Source organism: Pseudoalteromonas sp. PS1M3 (assembly GCF_016865405.1).
Taxonomy (GTDB): domain Bacteria; phylum Pseudomonadota; class Gammaproteobacteria; order Enterobacterales; family Alteromonadaceae; genus Pseudoalteromonas; species Pseudoalteromonas marina.
This window is the reverse complement of the sequence record NZ_AP022624.1, coordinates 1,845,582-1,869,857: the sequence shown is the minus strand read 5'-3', so window position 1 is coordinate 1,869,857 and position 24,276 is coordinate 1,845,582. Positions and strand designations below refer to the sequence as shown.

24 protein-coding genes are annotated in these 24,276 nt (G+C 39.3%); 16 read left to right on the top strand and 8 right to left on the bottom strand.

Annotated elements, in window-relative coordinates; translation table 11 throughout:
• The first annotated feature begins 60 nt into the window (after positions 1-60).
• Genes msbA through tcdA form a run of 6 tightly spaced genes read left to right on the top strand, consistent with a single transcriptional unit; the run spans position 61 to position 5,224 of the window.
• On the top strand, positions 61-1,806 hold the full coding sequence (gene msbA, locus PS1M3_RS08590; protein ID WP_203983608.1) for a lipid A export permease/ATP-binding protein MsbA: 1,746 nt from the start codon (positions 61-63) through the stop codon (positions 1,804-1,806).
• A gap of 27 nt (positions 1,807-1,833) precedes the next feature.
• Complete coding sequence (gene lpxK, locus PS1M3_RS08585) at positions 1,834-2,814, top strand: tetraacyldisaccharide 4'-kinase (RefSeq protein WP_203983606.1); 981 nt, start codon at positions 1,834-1,836, stop codon at positions 2,812-2,814.
• A complete protein-coding gene (locus tag PS1M3_RS08580) occupies positions 2,804-3,001 on the top strand; it encodes a Trm112 family protein (RefSeq protein WP_006794732.1) in 198 nt (65 codons plus the stop codon). The genes lpxK and PS1M3_RS08580 overlap by 11 nt, the downstream gene beginning before the upstream one ends.
• The gene (gene kdsB, locus PS1M3_RS08575) at positions 2,989-3,750 is read left to right on the top strand and encodes a 3-deoxy-manno-octulosonate cytidylyltransferase (RefSeq protein ID WP_203983603.1); all 762 of its coding nucleotides are present in this window, start codon (positions 2,989-2,991) and stop codon (positions 3,748-3,750) included. Before PS1M3_RS08580 ends, kdsB begins: the two co-directional genes overlap by 13 nt.
• A gap of 7 nt (positions 3,751-3,757) precedes the next feature.
• Positions 3,758-4,426, top strand: a complete 669-nt coding sequence (locus PS1M3_RS08570) for a TIGR01621 family pseudouridine synthase (protein ID WP_203983601.1) — start codon at positions 3,758-3,760, stop codon at positions 4,424-4,426.
• Complete coding sequence (gene tcdA / locus PS1M3_RS08565; RefSeq protein WP_203983599.1) at positions 4,427-5,224, top strand: tRNA cyclic N6-threonylcarbamoyladenosine(37) synthase TcdA; 798 nt, start codon at positions 4,427-4,429, stop codon at positions 5,222-5,224. It begins immediately after the preceding gene.
• 6 nt (positions 5,225-5,230) lie between these two features.
• On the opposite strand, the gene PS1M3_RS08560 is transcribed toward tcdA, so the two are convergent.
• From PS1M3_RS08560 to PS1M3_RS08550, 3 genes are all read right to left on the bottom strand, one after another.
• A complete protein-coding gene (locus PS1M3_RS08560) occupies positions 5,231-5,647 on the bottom strand; it encodes a SufE family protein (protein WP_203983597.1) in 417 nt (138 codons plus the stop codon).
• 33 nt (positions 5,648-5,680) lie between these two features.
• On the bottom strand, positions 5,681-6,907 hold the full coding sequence (locus PS1M3_RS08555; RefSeq protein ID WP_203983595.1) for a SufS family cysteine desulfurase: 1,227 nt from the start codon (positions 6,905-6,907) through the stop codon (positions 5,681-5,683).
• 110 nt (positions 6,908-7,017) lie between these two features.
• Entirely contained in the window at positions 7,018-8,304 is a 1,287-nt protein-coding gene (locus PS1M3_RS08550; protein ID WP_006794726.1) for a citrate synthase, read from the bottom strand.
• A 421-nt stretch (positions 8,305-8,725) separates the two neighbouring features.
• Here PS1M3_RS08550 and sdhC point away from each other — a divergent pair, with 421 nt between their 5' ends.
• The 8 genes from sdhC (at position 8,726) to sucD (ending at position 18,581) form a co-directional block, all read left to right on the top strand.
• On the top strand, positions 8,726-9,103 hold the full coding sequence (sdhC, locus tag PS1M3_RS08545; RefSeq protein ID WP_074210168.1) for a succinate dehydrogenase, cytochrome b556 subunit: 378 nt from the start codon (positions 8,726-8,728) through the stop codon (positions 9,101-9,103).
• On the top strand, positions 9,094-9,441 hold the full coding sequence (gene sdhD / locus PS1M3_RS08540) for a succinate dehydrogenase, hydrophobic membrane anchor protein (protein ID WP_006794724.1): 348 nt from the start codon (positions 9,094-9,096) through the stop codon (positions 9,439-9,441). Before sdhC ends, sdhD begins: the two co-directional genes overlap by 10 nt.
• Positions 9,442-11,214, top strand: coding sequence for a succinate dehydrogenase flavoprotein subunit (gene sdhA, locus PS1M3_RS08535; protein ID WP_203983593.1), 1,773 nt, complete (start codon positions 9,442-9,444; stop codon positions 11,212-11,214).
• Between the two features lie 10 nt (positions 11,215-11,224).
• Positions 11,225-11,941, top strand: coding sequence for a succinate dehydrogenase iron-sulfur subunit (locus tag PS1M3_RS08530; protein WP_006794722.1), 717 nt, complete (start codon positions 11,225-11,227; stop codon positions 11,939-11,941).
• A gap of 90 nt (positions 11,942-12,031) precedes the next feature.
• The gene (gene sucA, locus PS1M3_RS08525) at positions 12,032-14,851 is read left to right on the top strand and encodes a 2-oxoglutarate dehydrogenase E1 component (RefSeq protein ID WP_203983591.1); all 2,820 of its coding nucleotides are present in this window, start codon (positions 12,032-12,034) and stop codon (positions 14,849-14,851) included.
• 3 nt (positions 14,852-14,854) lie between these two features.
• Entirely contained in the window at positions 14,855-16,366 is a 1,512-nt protein-coding gene (odhB, locus tag PS1M3_RS08520) for a 2-oxoglutarate dehydrogenase complex dihydrolipoyllysine-residue succinyltransferase (RefSeq protein WP_203983589.1), read from the top strand.
• Between the two features lie 176 nt (positions 16,367-16,542).
• Positions 16,543-17,709, top strand: coding sequence for an ADP-forming succinate--CoA ligase subunit beta (gene sucC, locus PS1M3_RS08515; RefSeq protein ID WP_006794719.1), 1,167 nt, complete (start codon positions 16,543-16,545; stop codon positions 17,707-17,709).
• Positions 17,709-18,581 carry a succinate--CoA ligase subunit alpha gene (gene sucD, locus PS1M3_RS08510; protein ID WP_008127375.1) on the top strand — a complete coding sequence of 291 codons (873 nt, stop codon included), beginning with the start codon at positions 17,709-17,711 and terminating at the stop codon, positions 18,579-18,581. The genes sucC and sucD overlap by 1 nt, the downstream gene beginning before the upstream one ends.
• A 61-nt stretch (positions 18,582-18,642) precedes the next feature.
• Here the strand turns inward: sucD and PS1M3_RS08505 are convergent, their stop codons facing one another.
• Complete coding sequence (locus PS1M3_RS08505; protein ID WP_203983587.1) at positions 18,643-19,713, bottom strand: DUF3083 family protein; 1,071 nt, start codon at positions 19,711-19,713, stop codon at positions 18,643-18,645.
• Between the two features lie 218 nt (positions 19,714-19,931).
• On the opposite strand from PS1M3_RS08505, the gene glnS reads away from it, so the two are divergent.
• Entirely contained in the window at positions 19,932-21,590 is a 1,659-nt protein-coding gene (gene glnS, locus PS1M3_RS08500; RefSeq protein ID WP_203983585.1) for a glutamine--tRNA ligase, read from the top strand.
• A 102-nt stretch (positions 21,591-21,692) separates the two neighbouring features.
• Here the strand turns inward: glnS and fur are convergent, their stop codons facing one another.
• Positions 21,693-22,136, bottom strand: coding sequence for a ferric iron uptake transcriptional regulator (fur, locus tag PS1M3_RS08495; RefSeq protein WP_006794887.1), 444 nt, complete (start codon positions 22,134-22,136; stop codon positions 21,693-21,695).
• Between the two features lie 120 nt (positions 22,137-22,256).
• Here fur and PS1M3_RS08490 point away from each other — a divergent pair, with 120 nt between their 5' ends.
• A complete protein-coding gene (locus tag PS1M3_RS08490; protein ID WP_024600859.1) occupies positions 22,257-23,018 on the top strand; it encodes an IS5 family transposase in 762 nt (253 codons plus the stop codon).
• A 184-nt stretch (positions 23,019-23,202) separates the two neighbouring features.
• Here the strand turns inward: PS1M3_RS08490 and fldA are convergent, their stop codons facing one another.
• Genes fldA through PS1M3_RS08475 form a run of 3 tightly spaced genes read right to left on the bottom strand, consistent with a single transcriptional unit; the run spans position 23,203 to position 24,247 of the window.
• Entirely contained in the window at positions 23,203-23,730 is a 528-nt protein-coding gene (gene fldA, locus PS1M3_RS08485; protein WP_039037073.1) for a flavodoxin FldA, read from the bottom strand.
• 14 nt (positions 23,731-23,744) lie between these two features.
• A complete protein-coding gene (ybfE, locus tag PS1M3_RS08480; RefSeq protein WP_002962928.1) occupies positions 23,745-24,023 on the bottom strand; it encodes a LexA regulated protein in 279 nt (92 codons plus the stop codon).
• Between the two features lie 2 nt (positions 24,024-24,025).
• The gene (locus PS1M3_RS08475) at positions 24,026-24,247 is read right to left on the bottom strand and encodes a DUF2788 domain-containing protein (protein WP_006793041.1); all 222 of its coding nucleotides are present in this window, start codon (positions 24,245-24,247) and stop codon (positions 24,026-24,028) included.
• Positions 24,248-24,276: the final 29 nt, after the last annotated feature.

Sequence of the window (24,276 nt, the reverse complement as noted above, 5' to 3'; positions counted from 1 at the left end):
CGTTTTGTTTTAGTTCTAGCAAGGATACAATAGGGTCTGTAATTGAATAAAGAGAGTATTATGGATCAAAGTACTACACAAATTTACAAGCGTTTAATTTCTTACGTAGGTGCTTACAAAAGCGTGGCAATAGTTGCAATTGTTGGCATGATTGGCTATTCCGGTATGGATGCTTTATTTATTCAATTAATGAAGCCTTTTATTGATGAAGGTTTAAATCAACGAAATAACGAAGTATTAAAATACGCCCCTTTTGTAGTAATAGCTTTGGTTATTGGTCGTGGTATTTTTAATTTTATGTCATCTTATTGCCTAAGCTATGTAGGCTCGCAAGTTGTTCGTTCACTCCGTCAGGAATTATTTGAACATATATTACATCTACCTGTTTCATTTCACGATAAAAATTCAACAGGTGACCTAATTTCTAAAATCACGTTTGATACAGAACAAGTTCAACAAGCAATAACTAAAGCATTACTGATTGTAGTACGAGAAGGGGCATTTGTTGTGTTTCTGCTTGGTGTAATGTTCTATACAAGCTGGCAATTATCTCTGATATTTTTAGTTATTATTCCTTTAGTTGCAATGATCGTTGCAATAGTATCTAAGCGTTTTCGTCATATTTCTAAAAATATACAATCAGCTATGGGGCAAGTAACAAGAAGCTCAGAGCAAATGCTCAGTGGCCATAAAGTGATTCATGGTTTTGGCGGTCAAGAGAGAGAAATTAATCAATTTTCTAATATTAACAATCATAACCGACAACAACGTATAAAAATGGATGCTACAAAGGCATTAAGTGTTTCGGTTATTCAAATACTTGCAGCGAGTGCTATGGCCGTTATTTTGTGGGTGGTATCAATGCCTTCAATGATAGACAGCATTAGCTCAGGCGACTTTGTTGTGCTTATTTCATCGATGATGATGTTACTTCGTCCGCTAAAACAGTTAGCTAACGTTAATAGTGATATGCAGCGCGGTATTTCTGCGGCGCAAAGTATATTCTTAATACTTGACGAAAGTATAGAAAAAGATACAGGCACAGTATCTGTAACAAAAGCCAAAGGTTTAATTGAGGTCAAAAATGTGACTTTCAAATATCCCACAAAAGATGAGCCTGTATTAAATAACTTAACGCTTACAATTCAAGCCGGCGAAAGTATTGCGTTAGTTGGGCGTTCGGGTTCAGGTAAATCAACAATTTCTAATTTATTACCACGTTACTATGATTTAGACTTACCAGGTCAAATACTGTTAGATGGTATTCCTTTAAATGATTATAAGCTTAGAGATTTGCGACGCCAATTTGCGCTAGTATCGCAACAGGTTGTGCTGTTTAACGACACTATAGCTAACAATATATGTTATGGAATTCAGCGAGATATTACAGATGCTGAGTTATTGCAGGTAGCTGAGCAGGCGCACGTGTGGGAGTTTGTAAAAGACTTACCTGAAAAGCTAAATACCATGGTAGGTGAAAACGGAGTGATGCTCTCTGGTGGTCAACGTCAACGCATTGCTATAGCTAGAGCTATTTTAAAAGATGCCCCTATTTTAATATTAGATGAGGCAACATCTGCATTAGATACAGAGTCCGAAAAACTGATTCAACATGCGCTTGATGACTTAATGAAAGATAAAACATCAATTGTCATTGCACATCGATTATCTACTATTGAAAATAGCGATCAAATTTATGTTATCGATAATGGCCGTGTTATTGAAAGTGGCGATCACACTAGCTTACTCTCAAACGATGGAACTTATTCAGCGTTGTGTAAAATGCAGTTTGGCGAGCAACCGTGAATAAAATAGAAAAAAGCTGGTACGAACGTGAATAAAATAGAAAAAAGCTGGTACGAACCAGTTGGACTTATTACATTACTTTTTTTGCCATTGTCAGCTTTATTTTGGCTAATTTCGATTACCAGAAAGCAGATGTATCGTTTTGGAATATTTAAGCAATTTAAAAGCGACATACCTATTATTGTTGTTGGTAACATTAGTGTGGGTGGAAATGGTAAAACACCATTTGTATTATGGCTTTATGACTTTTTAACAAAACAAGGGTTGTCAGTTGGAATCATTAGCCGAGGTTATGGTGGTAAGGCGAGTAATTATCCTTTAATTGTTAAAGATAATACGCCAGCTGCTGAGGCGGGTGATGAGCCTAAACTTCTGTTTCATCGTCTAAAATGCCCAATTGCGATAGGGCCAAACCGACAACGCAATATTGAGTTACTAGCCCGTGATTATAATTTAGATATCATTATCTCTGACGATGGTATGCAGCATTACAAAATGGCACGCACTATTGAATGCTGTATCGTCGATAGTGAACGCCAATTTGGAAATGGGTTGCTAATGCCTGCAGGACCATTACGTGAAACTTCTGCACGTTTGAAGTCGGTTGATTTGATTGTTGAAAACGGAGGGCATAATAGTAATAACTACACATTAGAGCCCGCAGCGCTCAGGTCAGTAAAAAGTTCTTCTCCTGTTAGTGAATCGATTAAAAATGGCCATGCAGTAAGCGCAATAGGTAATCCTAAGCGTTTTGAAAATACCTTAAAAAAACAGGGGATAACTTTATTATCTTCAAATCACTTTAGGGATCATCACCTATACAGAGCCGAAGATTTTACCCAATTTGGTAACGATAATATTCTAATGACCGAAAAAGACGCCGTAAAATGCAGCGAGTTTGCCAAAGATAATTGGTATTATTTACCAGTAAATGCAAAGCCAACACAGGCTGTAATAAATAAATTAACTTTAATATTAAAAGAAAAAGGGATCCTAAATGGCCTTTGATACTAAATTACTCGACATAATTGCATGCCCTGTATGTAAAGGAAAATTACGTTTTGATAAAGACAACAGTGAACTAATTAGTACTGCTGCAAAACTCGCATACCCTGTTAAAGATGATATTCCGGTATTACTTGAAAATGAAGCAAGAGAGTTATCGTTAGAAGAGGTTGAAAAGTGGAATTCGTAGTCGTTATACCTGCGCGCTATGCTTCAACAAGATTACCAGGAAAACCGCTAGCAGATATTTGTGGTAAACCTATGATTCAACATGTTTATGAGAAAGCATGTTTATCAGGTGCAAGCCAAGTGATAATTGCAACCGATCATCAAAAAGTATTTGATGAGGTTAGTAAGTTTACTAATGATGTTGTGATGACGCGTGAAGATCACCAGTCAGGCACCGAGCGCTTAGCGGAGGTAGTTGCTTTATTAAATTTAGATAGCAATACCATAGTTGTAAATGTTCAAGGTGATGAACCATTACTAGCTCCCGATAACGTTTTGCAAGTAGCTAAGTTGCTAAATGAATCATCAGCACCCATGGCCACATTAAGTGTTGCCATTGAACATAAAGACGAAATATTTAATCCTAATGCAGTCAAGGTTGTTAGCGATATAAATAAAAACGCGTTGTACTTTTCACGTGCAAGCATTCCGTTTGATCGACTTGCGATGTTAGACGAAAAAAGAGATTTAGAACTTTCATCATTTCAACGTCACGTGGGTATTTACGCTTACAGAGCAGGGTTTATTAATCAATATATTGCACTTAGTGTTTCACCTATAGAGTTATTAGAGTCATTAGAGCAACTGCGTGTTTTATATCACGGTTATAGTATTAAAATAGAGCAGGCAAAAGTAGCTCCGCATGCAGGTGTTGATACCGCTGAAGATTTAGCAAAAGTAATTGCGTTTTTAAAAAATAAAAACGCGTGACCTTTGAATGAACTTAATATTAAACGTGGTATGTGAGCATGCTGATTTTTATGTTGTCGAAAAACCAGCAGAACTCAGCTTTCATTCAGAAGATGGACCTGGCTTTGTTGTGCTAGCTGAGCGACAATTTAATGAGAAACTTTACGCAGTTCATAGACTAGATAAAGTAACTTCGGGTCTAATTATTTTAGCAAGAAATAAAAGCGCTGCAGCAACGTTTACGGAGCTTTTTGCACAACATTCTATTGATAAATTTTATCTTGCTATTACAGACTCTAAACCTAAAAAAAAGCAAGGTTGGGTTAAAGGAGACATGGCTAAGTCGCGCCGTGGTACCTATAAGCTATTAGCATCTAATTTAAATCCTGCAATTACTCGTTTTTATTCAACTAGTTTTAAAGCGGGTTTTAGAGCGTTTATTTTAAAACCTTTTTCGGGTAAAACACATCAGCTAAGAGTTGCTTTAAAAAGCATAGGGTCCCCAATATTGGGTGATATTGCTTACTCAGGTAAGGCTTCAGATAGAACATATTTGCATGCTTATGCATTGAGCTTTACTTGGAAGGGTGAGAACTTACAATTTACTCTATTACCTAGTAACGGTGATGCGTTTTTAACCTTGCTACAACATGATAATTTTCAAGCATGGCGTTCGCCATGGGAACTGGACTGGTAAATGAGTGAAAAAATAACTGACATCCGCTTTGGTGGCATTAAACGTTTATATGGTCATCAGCAATTTGATTGGCTTCAAGAGGCTCACTTTTGTGTTGTTGGCATTGGTGGAGTGGGGAGTTGGGCAGCTGAGGCGCTTGCGCGCACCGGTTTAGGTAAAATAACGCTCATAGATCTTGATGATATTTGTGCGACCAATGTAAACCGTCAAATCCATGCCTTATCTGGAACGATTGGTCATGCTAAAGTCGATGCAATGAAAGCGCGTTGTGAACTTATAAATCCAGAATGCAACATTGATGTCATTGATGACTTTATAACACTTGAAAATATTAAAGAGCACATTCACGGCTTTGACTATGTAATCGATTGCATTGATGCGGTCAAAGAAAAAGCAGCACTCATTGCCCATTGCAAGCGAAATAAAATGCCTATTATTACCACTGGTGGTGCTGGTGGTCAAACCGACCCCAGTCAAATTACATTCGGTGATGTAGCTAAAACAACGCAAGATCCTTTACTTGCAAAGGTGCGCTACATATTACGTAAACAGTATAACTTTAGTAATAACCCTAAACGAAAATTTAATGTTGATTGCGTTTACTCAACAGAGCAATTAGTTTATCCAGGGAGTGATGGTAGTGTTTGCCATGCAAAGCAAAGTGCAGGTGGCAGCATGAATATGGATTGCAATAACGGTTTTGGCTCTGTAACGATGATTACAGGAAGTTTCGGCTTTTTTGTAGCAGCCAAAGCTATTCGCAAATACCTAGATAAAAAGCAACGTTTGCAGGTTTAGCACTACTTAGCTTATTTTTTGCTGTGCCATGGTTTGGATTCTATCAACCATGGCTTTAATTCCGTTACCACGTGATGTACTTAAGTGGCTAATAAGACCTAGCTTATCAAACTCCTCATACGCATCTGTTTTCACTACTTGCTCTGGTGTCAGTCCGTTATATAAAGATAAAATAATTGCTAGCAAACCTTTTACGATACGTGTATCTGAATCACCAATGACTACTAACGTATTTTCTTTTAAATCAAATTCAACAAACATCCATACCTTGCTTTCACAGCCGGGAACTAGTGAAGCTTCTGTTTTTAAAGCATCAGGTAAAGCGGGTAAAGTTTTGCCTAAAAGCATTATTTCACGATACTTTTGCTGCCAAGAAGACGCTTTTTCAATTGACTCAGTGGTTTTTTTAAACGTATTTGTCATGAGTTATCCTAATAAAATATATAAAAGCGACGTTTAATCTAATAAGGCGATACATTCTTTGAGTGAGTTGATGAATATGTCAACATCTTCATAGGTATTGTAAAAACAAAAGCTGGCTCTTAAGGTGCCATTTATTCCTAAATGAGTCATAAGCGGTTGCGTACAATGGTGGCCTGCTCTGACTGCAACGCCATAACCGTCAAGTAATGTTGCCAAATCGTAAGGATGCTCATCTTTAAAATTAAAACTTAGCGTGCCAATATTATCAGATAGGTTACTGTAAATTGTAATACCTTTGATGGTTACCAGTTTTTCAGCCGCATAATTAAATAGTTTTTGCTCATACTTTTGTAATTGTTCGTTTTGTAAGGCGTTTAAATAATCCAAAGCCGCAGAAAAACCTACTACGCCAGAAATATTAGGAGTACCTGTTTCAAATTTTGCAGGTGCAGGGCGATAAGTACTATGCGTAAGGTACACCTTATCTATCATTTCCCCGCCAGTTTGATACACATCTAAAGAATTAAGTTCTTGATATTTGCCATAAAGTACACCTAAACCTGTGGGGCCAAGCATCTTGTGGCTTGAGCACACGTAAAAATCACAGTTTAAGATATGTAAATCAGGCTTTAAGTGCATTGCGCCTTGAGCGCCATCTATTAAAACGAGTGAATTTACTTCTTTTGCAGCAGTAATAAGGGGCTTTAAATTTGTGATATTACCAAGCATGTTAGATGCTTGTGTAATTGCAAACAAACTAGGTTTATACTGCTTAATAAAATCACAGCATTGTTTAATATTTAATGTTCCATCATCATTAACTGGTAGTGCTAATAATTTTGCGCCTGTTTGCTCACTAAGTACTTGCCAAGGCACAATGTTAGCATGATGTTCTAATACTGAGATAATAATAGTATCGTTTTGGTTAAATCGGCTTCGTAAACCATTACTTACTAAATTTATTGCCTCTGTAGCACCCTTAGTCCAAACAATTTCTTTACTTGATACATTAAAATACTTGGCTGTTTTGTCACGAGCTTGCTCGTATAAGCTTGTTGCACGCTCGCTCAATGTGTGACGGCCGCGATGTACATTTGCATTTTGGCTAGTATAAAATTCGTTTATAGCGTCTATGACTGATTGGGGTTTTTGAGTGGTTGCTGCAGAGTCTAAGTAAACAAGTGGATTAGCATTTATCTGCTGCTTTAAAGTAGGAAAGTCATTTCTAATTTTATTAATATCAAATTCTAAAGCAGGCATAGCTCTTCAACATGGTCATTTTGAGGCGCAAATTGTAATGGGTTTATAATAATTCTCAAGTATTGAACACAAAAAAGGCCGCAAAAGCGGCCTTTTTAAACTAAATAATATTAGCGCTTGTCGGTAGATACGTAGTCACGGGCAGTGTAACCAGTATACATTTGACGAGGGCGGCTGATCTTATGACCAGGCTGAGAAAGCATTTCGTCCCAGTGAGTGATCCAACCAACAGTACGTGCCATTGCAAAAATTACAGTGAACATGCTTGTTGGAATACCAATCGCTTTTAAGATAATACCTGAGTAGAAATCTACGTTAGGGTATAGTTTCTTCTCAACAAAGTATGGGTCTTCAAGGGCAATTTGCTCAAGCTTCATTGCAATATCAAGAAGAGGATCTTGAATGTTTAGCTCTTCTAATACTTCGTGACACGTTTGACGCATTACTGTTGCTCGTGGGTCGAAGTTTTTGTAAACACGGTGTCCAAAGCCCATTAGACGGAACGGGTCTGACTTATCTTTTGCTTTGGCTACGTATTCATCGATACGATCAACTGAGCCAATTTCTTCTAACATGTTTAAACATGCTTCGTTAGCACCGCCGTGAGCAGGGCCCCATAAAGAAGCGATACCAGCTGAAATACATGCATATGGGTTCGCACCTGAAGAACCAGCAAGGCGAACTGTAGATGTAGAAGCATTTTGTTCGTGGTCTGCGTGAAGCATGAATATTTTGTCCATTGCTTTAGCAGTAATAGGGTTTACTTTGTACTCTTCAGCTGGAACAGAGAACATCATGTGTAAGAAGTTTTCTGCATAGCTTAGGTCATTTCGTGGGTAAACAAAAGGCTGGCCAATGTTTGTTTTATAAGCCATTGCAGCAATTGTAGGTAATTTAGCAACTAATCTAATAGCACTTGTTTTGCGTTGTTCAGCATCAGTAATATCTAAATCTTCATGATAAAAAGAAGATAGAGCACCCACAACACCACAAAGCATTGCCATTGGATGTGCATCAAAGCGGAAACCTTGGAAGAAATTTGCAATTTTTTGATCTAGCATTGTGCTGCGAGTAATTTTCTCTGCAAATGCATCGTATTGCTCTTTAGATGGTAACTCACCGTTAAGAAGTAAGTAGCAAAGTTCAATATAGTCTGATTCTTCAGCAAGTTGCTCAATGGGGTAACCGCGGTGAAGTAAAACACCTTTACCACCATCAATGTAGGTGATTGCAGATTCACAAGAACCAGTCGACATGAAACCTGGGTCATAGGTAAAGTGGCCATGTGAACCTAACGTACGTACGTCGATTACATCTTGGCCAGCAGTGCCTTGATAAATTGGAAGTTCGATTGGATCAAGTCCATCAATATGAACTGTGGCTTTTTTATCTGCCATCGCTATGTATCTCCTATTAAGATATCTATTCTGATTTTTAGATTTTTAAAGTTCTGAAATCTGTTTTAAGCACATCTACGCATTTTAACGTGAAAGAGGGGGTTAAAGTCAATTTTTATAAACATTATGCACATTTGTATAATAAATATTCTGTATCATATATGTATTATACTATTGGCTAATTCGCAAACATCTCTAAATAAACAAGAATTGTAAAAAGCCTTATGGGTATATATACTAACGGAGGTTTTAAAACCGTATTGTATTTGGGTAAAGATATTTTTACATTCAAAAAATTTACATTAATGTGAACTTTTAATGTTTAAATTCGTTTATCTTGATAGTTCCACCAGAAACATTTGGTGGGTTTTTAGAAAAGCAAGTAGATGAGCTCCAATGTGAGCAAGATGGGCAAGTAACTGTGAAAAAGCAAAGACCTGTAAATCTAGATCTAACAACTATATCTATGCCGGCAACGGCTAAAGCATCAATTTTTCACCGCGTCACCGGTGTTGCATTATTTTTTGCTTTAACGTTTGTCATTTGGGCTTGGTCTGAGTCTCTCTCGTCAGCTGAAAGTTTTGAATTCGTCAAGGGTCTGTTTAACGGATTCATTGCCAAATTTATAGCTTGGGGCACTATTTCAGTACTAGGCTATCACCTTATTGGTGGTATCCGTCACATGGTAATGGATATGGGACACTGGGAAGAACTTGAATCAGGTAACCTAAGCGCTAAAATTGCAATGGCTCTTGGCGTTGTATTCGCTGTATTAGCGGGAGTGTGGATATGGTCTTAAATCAAGCAACTCTTAAACGTGATGGTGTACAAGATTACGTATCTTTACGTACCACGGCATTAATAATTAGCGCATATGCTATTTTTATTATCGGCTATTTTTTAGCGACGCCGGAAGTCACTTTCGAAGCCTGGACAGGCCTCTTCTCTAACCTAGCTATGAAAGGGTTTACGCTAGTAACCCTAGTATGCATTATGGTTCATACCCGCATTGGCCTTTGGCAGGTTTTAACAGACTATGTTAAAAACTCAAAGTTACGCGCATTTTTAGGGTTTGTTCTAAACCTAATGGCCGTTGCTTACGTAGCTATTGGTCTAATTGTATTATGGGGTGTTTAAGTGAAATATTCTGTTCGTGAATTTGACGCCGTAGTAATCGGTGCAGGTGGTGCAGGTATGCGCGCTGCCTTGGCTATTACTGAATCTGGCAAAACGTGTGCACTAATATCGAAAGTATTCCCAACGCGTTCACATACCGTATCCGCTCAAGGTGGTATTACAGTAGCGCTTGGTAATTCACACGAAGATAACTGGGAATGGCATATGTACGATACCGTTAAAGGTTCCGATTTTATCGGTGACCAAGACGCTATCGAGTATATGTGTCAAACTGGGCCAGAAGCAATTACTGAATTAGAAAACATGGGTTTACCATTTTCACGTTTTGAAAATGGCCGTGTATACCAGCGTCCTTTTGGTGGCCAATCAAAGAATTTTGGTGGCGAACAAGCAGCACGTACTGCAGCAGCAGCTGACCGTACTGGCCATGCTTTATTACATCTTCTTTATCAACAAAACGTTAAAAATAAAACAAATGTATTCTCTGAGTGGTATGCACTTGATTTAGTTAAAAATGATAACGGCGATGTTGTTGGTTGTACTGCAATTGAGATTGAAACAGGTGAGATCACTTACTTCAAATCAAAGGCGGTTGTACTAGCTACCGGTGGTGCTGGTCGTATATACGCTTCAACCACAAATGCTCACATTAACACTGGTGACGGTGTTGGTATGGCTACACGTGCTGGTATTTCTATGCAAGACATGGAAATGTGGCAGTTCCACCCGACAGGTATTGCAGGAGCAGGTACACTTGTAACTGAAGGTTGTCGTGGTGAAGGTGGTTATCTTTTAAATAAAGATGGCGAGCGTTTCATGGAACGTTATGCACCTAACGCAAAAGACTTAGCTTCTCGAGATGTTGTTGCACGTTCTATGATGACAGAAATTCGTGAAGGCCGTGGTTGTGATGGTCCTTGGGGTCCTCATATCAAGCTTAAGCTTGACCACTTAGGTGAAGAGACACTTAACCTACGCCTTCCTGGTGTTTGTGACCTTGCAAAAACATTTGCTCACGTAGACCCAGCTAAAGAACCAATTCCAGTTATACCAACATGTCATTATATGATGGGTGGTGTACCTACTAACGTGAATGGTCAAGTGCTTCAAATCAATGCTCAAGGCGATGAAAAAGTAGTTGAAGGTTTATTTGCTGTAGGCGAAATTGCATGTGTATCTGTGCACGGTGCAAACCGTCTTGGTGGTAACTCATTACTTGATTTAGTAGTGTTTGGTCGTGCTGCAGGTAATTTCTTAGGTACATACCTCAGAGATGTTGAAGTATCAAAAGCTGCCTCTGATTCAGACTTAGAAGCGTCTCTTGCACGTTATAATCGTTGGGAAAACTCAACAGCTGGTCAAGGTGAAGATCCTGTTCAAATTAAGAAAGATCTTCAACAATGTATGCAGCTTAATTTCTCGGTATTCCGTGAAGGTGATTCAATGGCGACTGGTCTTCAAGAACTTAAAGAAATTCGCGAGCGTTTACAACATGCTCGTCTTGACGATAAATCGTCAGACTTCAACACGCAGCGTATCGAATGTCTTGAACTTGATAACTTAATGGAAACAGCTTACTCAACAGCAGTAGCTGCGAACTTCCGTACAGAAAGCCGTGGTGCACACTCTCGTTTCGACTTCCCAGATCGTGATGACACGAACTGGTTATGTCACTCAGTATACAATCCTGTTACGGATGAAATGAGTAAGCGTGACGTAAACTACGCGCCTAAGACGCGTGAAGCATTTCCACCTAAAGCACGTACATACTAGGAGCGAGACGATGGCACAAGTACAATTTTCAGTTTATCGTTACAATCCAGATGTTGACAACGCACCGCGTATGCAAGATTACACCTTGCAAATTGACGATGGTCACGACATGATGGTTCTGGATGCACTTTTATTATTAAAAGAGCAAGATCCTTCACTTTCATTCCGTCGTTCATGCCGTGAAGGCGTGTGTGGTTCTGACGGTGTTAACATGAATGGTAAGAATGGTTTAGCATGTATTACTCCTTTATCTACGTTACAAAATAACGGTAAAGGTACAATAGTAGTTCGTCCTCTTCCAGGATTACCTGTGGTACGTGACCTTGTTATTGACATGAGTCAGTTCTACACTCAATACGAAAAAGTTAAACCTTATCTAATTAATGACACGCCTGCTGCAGGTGAACGTCTTCAGTCTATTGAAGAACGTGATAAATTAGACGGTTTATATGAGTGTATTTTATGTGCATGTTGTTCAACATCGTGTCCTTCGTTCTGGTGGAATCCAGACAAGTTCATTGGTCCAGCAGGCCTTCTTCATGCTTACCGTTTCTTAGCTGATAGCCGAGATACAGCAACAGAAGAGCGTTTAGCAGACCTAGACGATGCGTTCAGTGTGTTCCGTTGTCACAGTATCATGAACTGTGTTAGCGTTTGTCCTAAAGGTCTTAATCCGACCAAAGCGATTGGGCAAATCAAATCTATGTTATTAAACCGTTCAGTTTAACTACATAGAAACGTAAGATGGCTAGTTTTCATTACTAGCCATCTTGTTATTATAACTATTAATTTCTGCGCTAAAGAAAAGGGCTTATAAATGCACGAAGGTGTGATGAAGGCATGGTTAGAATCTTCACATTTAAACGGCGGTAACGTTGCTTATGTAGAAGAGCTTTATGAAGCGTATTTAGATGATGCGACTTCTGTGCCAGATGAATGGCGAGAAGTGTTCGAACAATTACCAAAAGTTAATGGTGTGGATGTTGAAGTTAAGCATTCAGAAGTTCGTGCACAGTTTGCACAGCTTGCAAAAAACAAGCATAGAGAAGTAGTGGTAGCAGAGGGTAGCGGCGGTGACCTTAAACAGGTTAAAGTTCTGCAACTTATTAATGCTTTCCGTTTTCGTGGACACCAAAATGCAAACCTAGATCCATTAGGTATTTGGGAACGAGAGCGTGTTCGAGATTTAGAGCTAGATTACCACGACTTGTCAGAAGCTGATTTTGAGCGAGAGTTTAATGTAGGGTCTTTTGCAGTTGGTTCAGACTCTATGCCTTTAGGTGAATTATACCAAGCACTTAAAACTACATATTGTGGTTCTATCGGTGCAGAGTATATGCACATCACATCTACAGAAGAAAAGCGTTGGTTACAACAACGTTTAGAATCTGTTCAATCTAGGCCTAAATTCGAAAAAGAAGAAAAGCTACGTATCCTCAAGGGGTTAACTGCAGCTGATGGTCTTGAAAAATATTTGGGTGCTAAGTTCCCTGGTGCAAAACGGTTCTCACTAGAAGGTGGGGATGCATTAGTACCTATGCTTAAAGAGCTAATTCACCGAGCTGGTGAAAGTGGCCAACAAGAAGCCGTAATTGGTATGGCTCACCGCGGACGCTTGAACGTTTTAGTGAACGTTTTAGGTAAAAATCCATCAGAGCTTTTTGATGAATTCGCCGGCAAGCATAAAGATACATTAAGTTCTGGTGATGTTAAGTACCACATGGGTTATTCATCGGACTTTGCCACTAAAGGTGGCAACGTTCATATGGCACTTGCTTTTAATCCTTCTCACCTTGAGATAGTTAACCCTGTAGTTATGGGTTCTGTACGCGCTCGTTTAGATCGTTTAGGTGACACTACGGGAATAAAAGCATTACCGATCACAATTCATGGTGATTCTGCTGTAACAGGTCAAGGTGTAGTACAAGAAACGTTTAACTTGTCTCAAACTAATGCGTTTAGTTGTGGTGGCAGTATTCGAATTGTTGTTAATAACCAAGTTGGTTTTACTACTTCTAAACAAGACGATGTTCGTTCTACAGATTACTGTACTGATATCGCCAAAATGGTTCAGTCACCAATTTTCCACGTTAACTCTGATGATCCTGAAGCGGTTGCATTTGTTACACAAATAGCACTTGATTTTAGAAACAAATTTAAGCGTGACGTAGTTATTGACTTAGTTTGTTATCGTCGACATGGCCACAATGAAGCTGATGAGCCAAATGCTACTCAGCCTTTGATGTATCAAAAAATCAAAAAACACCCAGTTCCGCGCCTTATTTATGCAGATCAACTAATCGCTGAAGGCTCTTTTTCAGAACAAGAAATTAAAGCACTTGCCGATGAATACCGTAATGGGTTAGATGACGGTAATTGCGTTGTATCTGAAATTCAACCAGAAACCTCTCATTCTTCAGATTGGGCTAAATACGTGGGCCACGATTGGGATGTTGATTACGACGCAAGTGTTTCGGTTGAAAAGCTCAAAGAACTTGGCGAAAAGGTAGCGAGCTACCCTGAAGAATATAAAGCTCAGTCGCGCGTTAAAAAGATTTACGATGATCGTAAGTTAATGGCCACTGGTGAAAAACCGCTTGATTGGGGAATGGCAGAAACACTTGCTTATGCAACTATCGCAACCGAAGGCACTGACATTAGAATGACAGGCCAAGATTCTGGTCGCGGTACCTTCTTCCATAGACATGCCGTTGTTCACAGTCAAAAAGATGGTGCGACTTATCTTCCTTTACAACACTTAAGTGAAGATCAAGGCGCTTTCCAAGTTTTCGACTCTGTACTGTCTGAAGAAGCAGTAGTTGCATTTGAGTATGGTTATGCGACTGCCGAACCAACTTCTCTTGTACTTTGGGAAGCTCAGTTTGGTGACTTTGCAAATGGTGCGCAAGTTGTATTTGACCAATTTTTGAGTTCAGGTGAGCAAAAGTGGGGTCGCTTATGTGGTCTTACTATTTTGTTACCACACGGTTATGAAGGCCAAGGTCCAGAGCATAGCTCTGCACGTTTAGAGCGTTTTTTACAGCTTTGTGCTGATCACAACATGCAAGTTTGTGTTCCGTCTACACCTGCGCAAGTATATGCAATGTTACGACGTCAGTCAGTAAGACCTTTACGTCGTCCATTGATTGTTATGACGCCTAAATCGTTACTACGTCATCCTCTTGCAGTTTCATCACTCGAAGAACTTTCAAACGGTGTATTCCATAATATGATCGACGAAGTTGATGATATTAAACCTGAGAACGTTGAGCGCGTTGTTTTCTGTAGTGGTAAAGTTTATTACGAGTTACTACAAGAGCGTCGTAAGCAGGAACAAAATAATATTGCCATCGTTCGTGTAGAGCAATTATACCCGTTCCCACATGACGAAATGAAAACTATTATGGAAGGTTACCAACACGTTACTGATTTTGTATGGTGTCAAGAAGAGCCACAAAACCAAGGTGCATGGTACTGTTCTCAACACCATTTTGTTGACGCAATTCCACAAGGTGCTAAGTTGAAATACGCTGGGCGTAAAGCATCTGCATCACCAGCGTGTGGTTACATGTCAGTACATACTAAAGAACAACAAGCGCTCGTTGCTGACGCGCTTACTATAGAGAATAAAGGATAAGCGATGAGCACAGAAATTAAAGTTCCTGTTCTTCCTGAGTCGGTTGCAGATGCTACCGTTGCTACATGGCATGTAAGTGTTGGCGACAAGGTAACTCGTGATCAGAACTTAGTAGATATTGAGACAGACAAAGTAGTGTTAGAAGTAGTTGCACAACATGACGGTGTAATTACAGAAATCTCTCAAGAAGAGGGTGCTACCGTACTTGGTGATCAAGTTATGGGTTTACTTGGCGATGCTGATTCAGCGCCTTCAAGCGAAAGCACATCTTCAAGTGAAGCAGAAAAATTAGAAGACGCGCCATCGGCGCCATCAGCACCAGCATCAGAAGGTAAAGAAGTGGAAATCAAAGTACCTGTACTCCCAGAATCAGTTGCAGACGCAACAATTGCTACATGGCATGTTCAACCAGGAGACGCAGTAACGCGCGATCAAAACCTGGTAGATATCGAAACAGATAAAGTTGTTCTTGAAGTAGTAGCTCAAGAAGACGGTATCATGGGCGACATCATTAACGCTGAAGGCGATACTGTTCTTGGTGAGCAAGTAATCGGCTCAGTAAAAGCAGGTGGTGCACCTGCAGCTCCTGCTGCTAAAGAAGAGGCGGCTCCTGCTGCAGATTCAACTGATAGCTCAGATGTATTAACTCCATCTGTTCGTCGTTTAATTGCTGAAAAAGGACTAGATGCTTCTAAAATCAAAGGAACTGGCAAAAATGGTCGTGTAACTAAAGAAGACGTTGATACGTTCTTGAAAGCACCGGCACCATCAGCGAAGAAAGCAGAAGCTGCTGCTCCAGTTGCGCCAATGGGTGATCGTACTCAAAAGCGTGTTCCTATGACACGTTTACGTAAAACGATTGCTAACCGTCTTCTAGAAGCTAAAAACTCTACTGCAATGTTAACTACGTTTAACGAAGTTAACATGAAGCCAATCATGGACCTTCGCAAGCAGTACCAAGAAGTATTCGAAAAACGTCACGGTATTCGCTTAGGCTTTATGTCTTTCTACGTGAAGGCAGTTACTGAAGCACTTAAACGCTTCCCTGATGTAAATGCGTCAATTGATGGGGACGACATTGTCTACCACAATTACTTTGATATCAGCATTGCTGTTTCTACACCTCGTGGTCTAGTAACACCAGTTCTTAAAGACTGTGATAAGTTATCAGTTGCTGAAATTGAAAAAGGCATTCGTGAATTAGCACTTAAAGGCCGTGACGGAAAGCTAACGCTTGACGACATGACAGGTGGTAACTTCACTATTACAAATGGTGGTGTATTCGGTTCATTACTATCTACACCTATCATTAACTTGCCACAGTCTTCAATTTTGGGAATGCACAAAATTCAAGACCGTCCAATGGCAGTAAATGGTAAAGTTGAAATTCTTCCTATGATGTATTTGGCACTTTCTTACGATCACCGCCAAATAGATGGTAAAGAATCTGTTGGTTTCTTAGTAACTATTAAAGAGTTACTTGAAGATCCAACTCGCTTATTACTGGATGTTTAATCAAGTAGTATGAAATATAAGCTGTGAACCACAATTCACAGCTTTTTTTTTGCGCCTTTGGTCGTACTGGGGTTTTCATGTTAAGCCTTGGCAACTATACTAGGTGCGCAATTTGGGATAGTTGTTTATTGAATAAATATTCAGCTCTTTTAGTATAAAAAATTGGATAAAGCATCATGAATTTGCATGAGTATCAGGCAAAACAACTTTTTGCCGAATATGGTTTACCAGTTTCTCAAGGTTTCGCTTGCGATACACCTGAAGAAGCTGCAGCAGCTGCTGAAAAAATCGGCGGTGATATGTGGGTTGTTAAAACTCAGGTTCACGCAGGTGGACGTGGTAAAGCTGGCGGTGTAAAGCTAGTTAAAACTATCGATGAAGTTAAAGCGTTTGCAGCTAACTGGTTAGGTAAAAACCTAGTTACTTACCAAACAGACGAAAATGGTCAGCCAGTTGCTAAAATTTTAGTAGAAAGCTGTACAGATATCGCCAACGAATTGTACTTAGGTGCAGTAGTTGATCGTGCTTCTCGCAAAGTTGTTTTCATGGCGTCTACTGAAGGCGGTGTTGAAATTGAAACTGTTGCTGAAGAAACACCAGAACTTATCCACAAAGCTGAGATCGATCCACTAGTAGGTCCTCAAGCTTACCAAGCACGTGAACTTGGTTTCAAATTGGGTCTTAACCCAACACAAATGAAACAGTTCGTTAAGATCTTCATGGGTCTTGGTAAAATGTTTAACGATTTCGATTTCGCGTTACTTGAAATCAACCCGTTAGTAATCACAGACGAAGGTAACCTTCACTGTCTTGACGGCAAAATCGGTATCGATGGTAATGCACTTTACCGTCAACCAAAAATCCGTGAGTTCCACGATCCATCTCAAGAAGATGCGCGTGAAGCACATGCAGCAAGCTTTGAGCTTAACTACGTAGCACTAGATGGCAACGTAGGTTGTATGGTTAACGGTGCAGGCCTAGCAATGGGTACTATGGACATCGTAAACCTACACGGTGGCAAGCCAGCTAACTTCCTAGATGTTGGTGGCGGCGCGACTAAAGAACGTGTTTCTGAAGCATTCAAAATCATCCTTTCTGACGACAATGTTAAAGCTGTTTTAGTTAACATCTTTGGCGGTATCGTACGTTGTGACATGATTGCTGAAGGTATCATTGGCGCAGTTAAAGAAGTTGGCGTAAACGTACCTGTAGTTGTACGTTTAGAAGGTACTAATGCTGAATTAGGTCGTGAAGTTCTTAAGAGCTCTGACTTAGACATCATCGCTGCTGAATCATTAACAGACGCTGCTGAAAAAGTTGTTGCTGCTGCGGAGGGCAAATAATGTCTGTATTAATCAATAAAGATACAAAAGTTATCTGTCAGGGTTTCACTGGTGGCCAAGGTACTTTCCACTCAGAGCAAGCGCTTGAGTACGGTACACAAATGGTTGGTGGTGTTAGCCCAGGTAAAGGCGGTCAAACGCACCTTGGTCTTCCTGTATTCAACACAGTACGTGATGCAGTACAAGAAACTGGCGCAACTGCTTCAGTTATCTACGTACCAGCACCTTTCTGTAAAGATGCAATCTTAGAAGCAATCGATGCTGGCATTGAGCTAATTGTTTGTATCACTGAAGGTATCCCTACACTTGATATGGTTGACGTTAAAGTTAAACTAGATCAAACAGGTACTCGTATGATCGGTCCTAACTGTCCAGGTGTTATCACTCCTGGTGAGACTAAGATTGGTATCATGCCTGGTCACATCCACAAGCCTGGTAAAGTAGGTATTGTTTCTCGCTCTGGTACTTTAACGTACGAAGCGGTTAAGCAAACTACAGATGCTGGTTTTGGTCAGTCTACGTGTGTTGGTATTGGTGGTGATCCAATCCCAGGTACTAACTTTATCGACGTTTTAGAAATGTTCGAAAAAGATCCACAAACTGAAGCAATCGTAATGATTGGTGAAATTGGTGGTACTGCAGAAGAAGAAGCTGCAGAGTACATCAAAGCTAACGTAACTAAACCTGTTGTATCTTACATTGCTGGTGTTACTGCACCAGAAGGTAAGCGTATGGGTCACGCTGGCGCAATCATCGCAGGCGGTAAAGGTACTGCAGATGAGAAATTTGCTGCATTAGAAGCTGCTGGCGTACAAACTGTACGTTCACTTGCTGATATCGGTAAAGCACTTAAAGAGAAAACAGGCTGGTAATCAGTTTATTTAATCTTTGAAAAGGCTCGCATTTGCGAGCCTTTTTGTTTTGAGCACTTAATTAAAACGGGTAACTGATATGTTGAAAAAACCTGACAGTTAGATCTTGTCTTTCTTTATTTATATCTAGCTCATCACAAAGTTGAAAAATCGTTTTTTCAACCTGATTCATAAATTTGCCATAACCAATTTCTTGCTTGTTATGATTGGCAGCTGCAATAACAAAATGAATTGTTTCAACTAATCTTTGTTCATCGTAAAAGCACTTTAGCTGTGTTTTATTTGAGTCTATGTCAAAGCTCAGCTTTTGAAGCTCTTCGTTTCCTTCGTTAATATCCACTTTACTATTTCTAACAATAGGTTTGGCACCATTAGCTATTAATGCCCCATGTGTTAGCTTATTAAGCTCGCAGCACCGTTTGAAGCTATCTAAAAAGTAATTATAAAATTGTTTAAAATCGCCATTATTAATTAAAGTTTGAAATTGAGTTTTAATAGCCCTTGATACAGGGATAGAAAATGTCGTGTATGTCATCTCGGCATGGTTTATAGGTATTTCACATTGGCGATTTTGATATCTTGGGTACAAACTTCTTAATTTGTAGCCGTAGGTTTCTTTGTTACCTTTATCTTTAGCAAATAAGTCGTAAGTTAAATGTTGATGATCACGCACTTTAAATTGGGGTTGATCAATAAATAATTGTTCTTGCATCACTGTTAATACTTTTTGGACTTTTTTGTGAAATACAGCGGAGTTAGCTCGTATATCATCACCCGTAGCTAAAAAGAGTAAGCGTACCTTTTTACTTTGCGTGTTCGTTGAATAATAGAGTTTATGTGCCTCGTGATAGCGTGGGTTATAAAATATAAGCATTTGCTTATTAGTTTCTAACTGATATGACTCATCATGAAATCTGACAACAGGAAGTTTGTCGTTTGCTAAAATATGCACGTTATGGAGTTCATATTCATCGCATGCTGCAAATAATTGGCGTGCTATTCTTTCGTAACAACAGTTTATTGAGTTGAAGCTTGAGTAAAAACTATCGTTAGGGGTAATTTCTGCGAGTAAGTAATGATTAGCACGTGCATTACTAGGTATATAAACACGGTGCTGGTTAAGTGTAGCCATCTCTTAATCCTTATAAAGTACGGTATTGACGCACTATAAAGCGCTTCTATGAATTAAATATTGCGCTAAAACAAACTTTATTCGTTAAAAACAGATTAGATGAATTAAAGTTAATCAATAAGTAAGATAAACCGTAATCTATTGCTGTATGTTAGTGACTGTTTTTGTAATAATGCATTAGTTTTGTAATTAAGTAATATTTAGAGGATCGTACTCCTATGGCGGAAATTGAGAATCGCCCAAGTAACTTTATTAGAACCCGAATTGATGAAGACTTAGCAAGTAAAAAGCATGCTGCAACGCACACGCGCTTTCCACCTGAGCCCAATGGTTTTTTACACATAGGCCATGCAAAATCAATTTGCTTAAATTTCGGTATTGCAAAAGATTATAACGGTTTATGTAACTTACGATTTGACGATACAAACCCAGAAAAAGAAGACATTAACTACGTTAATTCTATAAAAGAAGACGTTCAATGGTTAGGGTTTAACTGGGATGGTGATATAAAGTATTCTTCTAATTATTTTGATATTTTATACGGCTATGCTGTTGAGCTTATAAACAAAGGGTTAGCTTATGTTTGTTTTTTAACAGCAGACCAAGCACGTGAATACCGCGGAACTTTAACGGAGCCAGGTAAAAATAGCCCATACAGAGATACATCTCCTGAAGAAAACTTAGCATTATTTGAAAAAATGCGTGCGGGTGGTTTCAAAGAAGGCGAATGTGTTCTTCGTGCAAAAATTGATATGGCAAGCTCGTTTATGGTGCTTCGCGATCCAATTATTTATCGTGTTCGTTTTGCTCATCACCATCAAACTGCCGATAAATGGTGTATTTACCCAATGTACGATTTCACGCATTGTATTTCTGATGCAATCGAGGGTATTACGCACTCACTATGTACATTAGAGTTCCAAGATAATCGCCGTTTATACGACTGGGTACTTGATAACATCAGCATTGAATGTCATCCACAGCAAATTGAGTTTTCTCGCTTAAACCTCGAATACACAATTATGTCTAAACGTAAGTTAAATGACCTTGTTGTAAATAACTACGTTGAAGGTTGGGATGATCCACGTATGCCTACGATTGCAGGTTTACGTCGCCGTGGTTATACACCGGCTTCAATTCGTGAATTTTGTTTACGAATAGGGGTTACAAAGCAAGAGAATATGGTTGAAATGGGTATGCTAGAAGCGTGTATTCGTGATGACTTAAATGAAAATGCTCCTCGCGCGATGGCTGTACTGGATCCGGTTAAAGTGATCATCGAAAACTACGATGCAGATACCATAGAAACGTTATCGGTGGCTAATCATCCTAATAAGGAAGAAATGGGTCGCCGCGATGTGCCATTTACGCGTGAAATATTCATTGAACGAGAAGACTTTAAAGAGCAAGCAAATAATAAGTTTAAACGTTTAGTGCTCGATAAAGAGGTTCGTTTACGTGGCGCTTATGTTATTAAAGCTAATCGTGTAGAAAAAGACGAAAACGGTGAAATAACCACTATTTATTGTACTTACGATAATGAAACACTAGGCAAAAACCCAAGTGATGGTCGTAAAGTTAAAGGCGTTATTCATTGGGTATCAGCTTCTGAGGCTATTACAGCTGAAGTTCGTCTGTACGATCGTTTATTTAATGTGCCAAACCCAGCTGCAGCTGATGAGTTTGAAACAACATTAAATCCAGAATCATTAGTTGTTTTAACTAATGCTAAACTTGAGCCTTCGCTTGCTAATTCACAAGCAGAGCAGGGGTTCCAGTTTGAACGTACCGGTTACTTTTCAAGAGATTCTAAGTCAGAAAATGTTGTGTTTAACCAAACAGTAGGTCTTCGTGACTCATGGTCTAAAACACAATAAGCTTATTTTTACTGCGCCCGCTCACTTGTGGGTGTAGTAATACTTTAAATAATAGGCACAAAAAAACCTGCAAATAGCAGGTTTTTTTATAGCTAGGATATACTAACTATTTGCATCACTAAACGCTTTACATGCAGCTTTATCATCACACTCTCCATAAAGGTATAAAGAGTGGTTTGTTAAAGTAATTCCGTTTTCTTGAGCTATTTCAAGCTGGCGACGTTCAATCATCTCATCTTCAAACTCAACAACTTTTCCACACTTTAAACATACTAAGTGATCGTGGTGAGTACTACCCGATAATTCAAATACCGACTTCCCGCCTTCAAAGTGATGACGGCTTACAATGCCTGCATCATCAAATTGGTTGAGTACGCGATATACAGTTGCAAGGCCAATTTCTTCACCTAAATCCAAAAGAATTTTGTAAACATCTTCAGCACTGATGTGTTGGTTATCTGGAGACTGTAAAATCTCTAAAATTTTAATACGCGGTAAAGTCACTTTTAAACCGGCTTTTTTAAGTTCCAAGTTATGATCAGTCATTAAATCTGTCTCAATTTTATTTGGTTATACTAGGGCGTGTTGATCTTTGTGGTATGAAAAACAAACAGCATGAAGATAAGGTATAATTGAATTCGCCAGAAAACTTTACACCGAACCTACATGCCAAGATTAATGCTAACAGACGGGACATGGAATGTCTTATCAAAAGTAATGTACTTAAGTGGTCGAATTTATAATAAGCCCGACCATAGAAAAACGCTCGAAGGCATACTGTATAAGATGCGCACAGGTATTCCATGGCGAGATTTACCTTCTGATTTTGGCCGTTGGAGTGCTATCTACAGACGGTTTAATTTATGGTCCAAAAAAGGGATTTTGAATGAACTGTTTCGCGCATTATCTCGTGATGCGGACATGGATTGGGTCTTCATTGATGGCAGTATTGTCAGGGCTCATCAACATAGTTGCGGTGCAAGAACTGCTGACAATGAATCAATTGGAAAGAGCCGAGGTGGAAATTCTACGAAAATTCATCTTGCAGTCGATAGCGGAGGGTTGCCTGTTTATTATGAATTATCCTGTGGAAATACGCATGATATCGTCCATGCAGAGTCACTCGTAGCTAATTGCCCAACAAGTAATATGGTTGTCGCAGATAAAGGCTACGACAGTGAAAAACTGAGAGCGTTTGTTCGTGATAATAACGCTACACCCGTTATTCCACGTAAGGGCAACAGTTTAGTAGGCAATGAAGATATTGACTGGTGCATGTATAAATATCGGCACTTGGTTGAGAATGCATTTGGCCGTATTAAGCAATATAGAGGGATAGCCACGCGGTATGAAAAGCTTGAACGAAATTATCATTCAATGCTCGCTTTAGCATTTACTATGATGTGGCTACCAATGTGGGCTGATTGATATATGTACTACAAAGATCAACAGCCCCTAGACATCTTGCAAAGATGCTCACGATACATAAGCAACAAATAGGATAACGTGCCTAGGCCTCAAGTGCAAAGAAGAAATGATTTATATTGCAGTAAATAAAGAAAACGCTAACTGTTTGATAACTATTTAAACAGTTAGCGGTATATCGGATGGATTAGTCGGCAAGCTCGCTTAAACACATTTCATCAAATACTTGAGCAGACCATGCTTTTACGCGTTGCTCTGTGAGTTCTGGTTGACGATCTTCATCAATACCTAAACCGACAAAGTGATTATCGTCTGCCATACCTTTTGAGGCTTCGAAATCGTAGCCTTCAGTAGGCCAGTGACCTACAACAATAGCACCACGTTCAGTAACAATATCGTTGATCATGCCCATAGCGTCTAAGAAGTATTCAGCATAATCTTCTTGATCACCACAACCGAAAATAGCAACAAGTTTGCCTTCAAAGTCTACTTCTTCAAGCTCAGGGAAAAAATCATCCCAATCACATTGTGCTTCGCCGTAGTACCACGTTGGAATACCAAATAAGATTAAATCAAAATCTGCAATCTCTTCTTTAGAGCTTTTTGCAATATCATGCACAGCCACAAGCTTTTTACCCAATTCTTTTTGGATCATTTTTGCTACGTGTTCTGTGTTACCTGTGTCACTTCCGAAAAAAATGCCTACACTTGCCATGGATTTATAACCTTTTATGTATCAATAGCCAATCTTTCTTGTAAAATCGTTTCAATCAGCGCACTGCGGCTAATATTTTGTGCATCTGCCATATCACTTAACGCTTGATACAACTGCGATGAAACTTTAAATTCAACACGTTTTAAACCACGTGCTTTGTCTCTTTTTATTTGATTACGTTTATTAACCTTTAACTGCATATCCCGCGAAAGAGGATTGGTCTTAGGTCGGCCTGGACGCTTTTCGTATTCAAATAAATCGAGTGTTGTTCTATCTGTTTCTGACTTCGCCATGCCTAACCTACACCTGCGCCTTGCCAAAATACTTGAATAAGTCCTTTAGCAATAAAGCCTGAACAGCCTAAAAAGAGTACAGTCCATACTATATAGCGACCAAACTTAGGTACATTACCACTTTTAAGTACGTCTTTAATTGCCAAGCCGATGAATATCAAAATACCGGCTAAGCCAAAATACAACCCTAGGGTATCAAATTCGTTAATTAACTGACTGACCATCAACGTATAACCTTTAAATTAAACGGCGC

Excerpts from the sequence above, each read along its gene's own strand:
- msbA (WP_203983608.1), top strand. The coding sequence starts at position 61 with ATGGATCAAAGTACTACACAAATTTACAAGCGTTTAATTTCTTACGTA.
- PS1M3_RS08580 (WP_006794732.1), top strand. The coding sequence starts at position 2,804 with ATGGCCTTTGATACTAAATTACTCGACATAATTGCATGCCCTGTATGT.
- PS1M3_RS08570 (WP_203983601.1), top strand. The coding sequence starts at position 3,758 with ATGAACTTAATATTAAACGTGGTATGTGAGCATGCTGATTTTTATGTT.
- tcdA (WP_203983599.1), top strand. The coding sequence starts at position 4,427 with ATGAGTGAAAAAATAACTGACATCCGCTTTGGTGGCATTAAACGTTTA.
- PS1M3_RS08560 (WP_203983597.1), bottom strand. The coding sequence starts at position 5,647 with ATGACAAATACGTTTAAAAAAACCACTGAGTCAATTGAAAAAGCGTCT.
- PS1M3_RS08555 (WP_203983595.1), bottom strand. The coding sequence starts at position 6,907 with ATGCCTGCTTTAGAATTTGATATTAATAAAATTAGAAATGACTTTCCT.
- PS1M3_RS08550 (WP_006794726.1), bottom strand. The coding sequence starts at position 8,304 with ATGGCAGATAAAAAAGCCACAGTTCATATTGATGGACTTGATCCAATC.
- sdhD (WP_006794724.1), top strand. The coding sequence starts at position 9,094 with ATGGTCTTAAATCAAGCAACTCTTAAACGTGATGGTGTACAAGATTAC.
- PS1M3_RS08530 (WP_006794722.1), top strand. The coding sequence starts at position 11,225 with ATGGCACAAGTACAATTTTCAGTTTATCGTTACAATCCAGATGTTGAC.
- sucA (WP_203983591.1), top strand. The coding sequence starts at position 12,032 with ATGCACGAAGGTGTGATGAAGGCATGGTTAGAATCTTCACATTTAAAC.
- odhB (WP_203983589.1), top strand. The coding sequence starts at position 14,855 with ATGAGCACAGAAATTAAAGTTCCTGTTCTTCCTGAGTCGGTTGCAGAT.
- sucC (WP_006794719.1), top strand. The coding sequence starts at position 16,543 with ATGAATTTGCATGAGTATCAGGCAAAACAACTTTTTGCCGAATATGGT.
- sucD (WP_008127375.1), top strand. The coding sequence starts at position 17,709 with ATGTCTGTATTAATCAATAAAGATACAAAAGTTATCTGTCAGGGTTTC.
- PS1M3_RS08505 (WP_203983587.1), bottom strand. The coding sequence starts at position 19,713 with ATGGCTACACTTAACCAGCACCGTGTTTATATACCTAGTAATGCACGT.
- glnS (WP_203983585.1), top strand. The coding sequence starts at position 19,932 with ATGGCGGAAATTGAGAATCGCCCAAGTAACTTTATTAGAACCCGAATT.
- fur (WP_006794887.1), bottom strand. The coding sequence starts at position 22,136 with ATGACTGATCATAACTTGGAACTTAAAAAAGCCGGTTTAAAAGTGACT.
- PS1M3_RS08490 (WP_024600859.1), top strand. The coding sequence starts at position 22,257 with ATGCCAAGATTAATGCTAACAGACGGGACATGGAATGTCTTATCAAAA.
- fldA (WP_039037073.1), bottom strand. The coding sequence starts at position 23,730 with ATGGCAAGTGTAGGCATTTTTTTCGGAAGTGACACAGGTAACACAGAA.
- ybfE (WP_002962928.1), bottom strand. The coding sequence starts at position 24,023 with ATGGCGAAGTCAGAAACAGATAGAACAACACTCGATTTATTTGAATAC.
- PS1M3_RS08475 (WP_006793041.1), bottom strand. The coding sequence starts at position 24,247 with ATGGTCAGTCAGTTAATTAACGAATTTGATACCCTAGGGTTGTATTTT.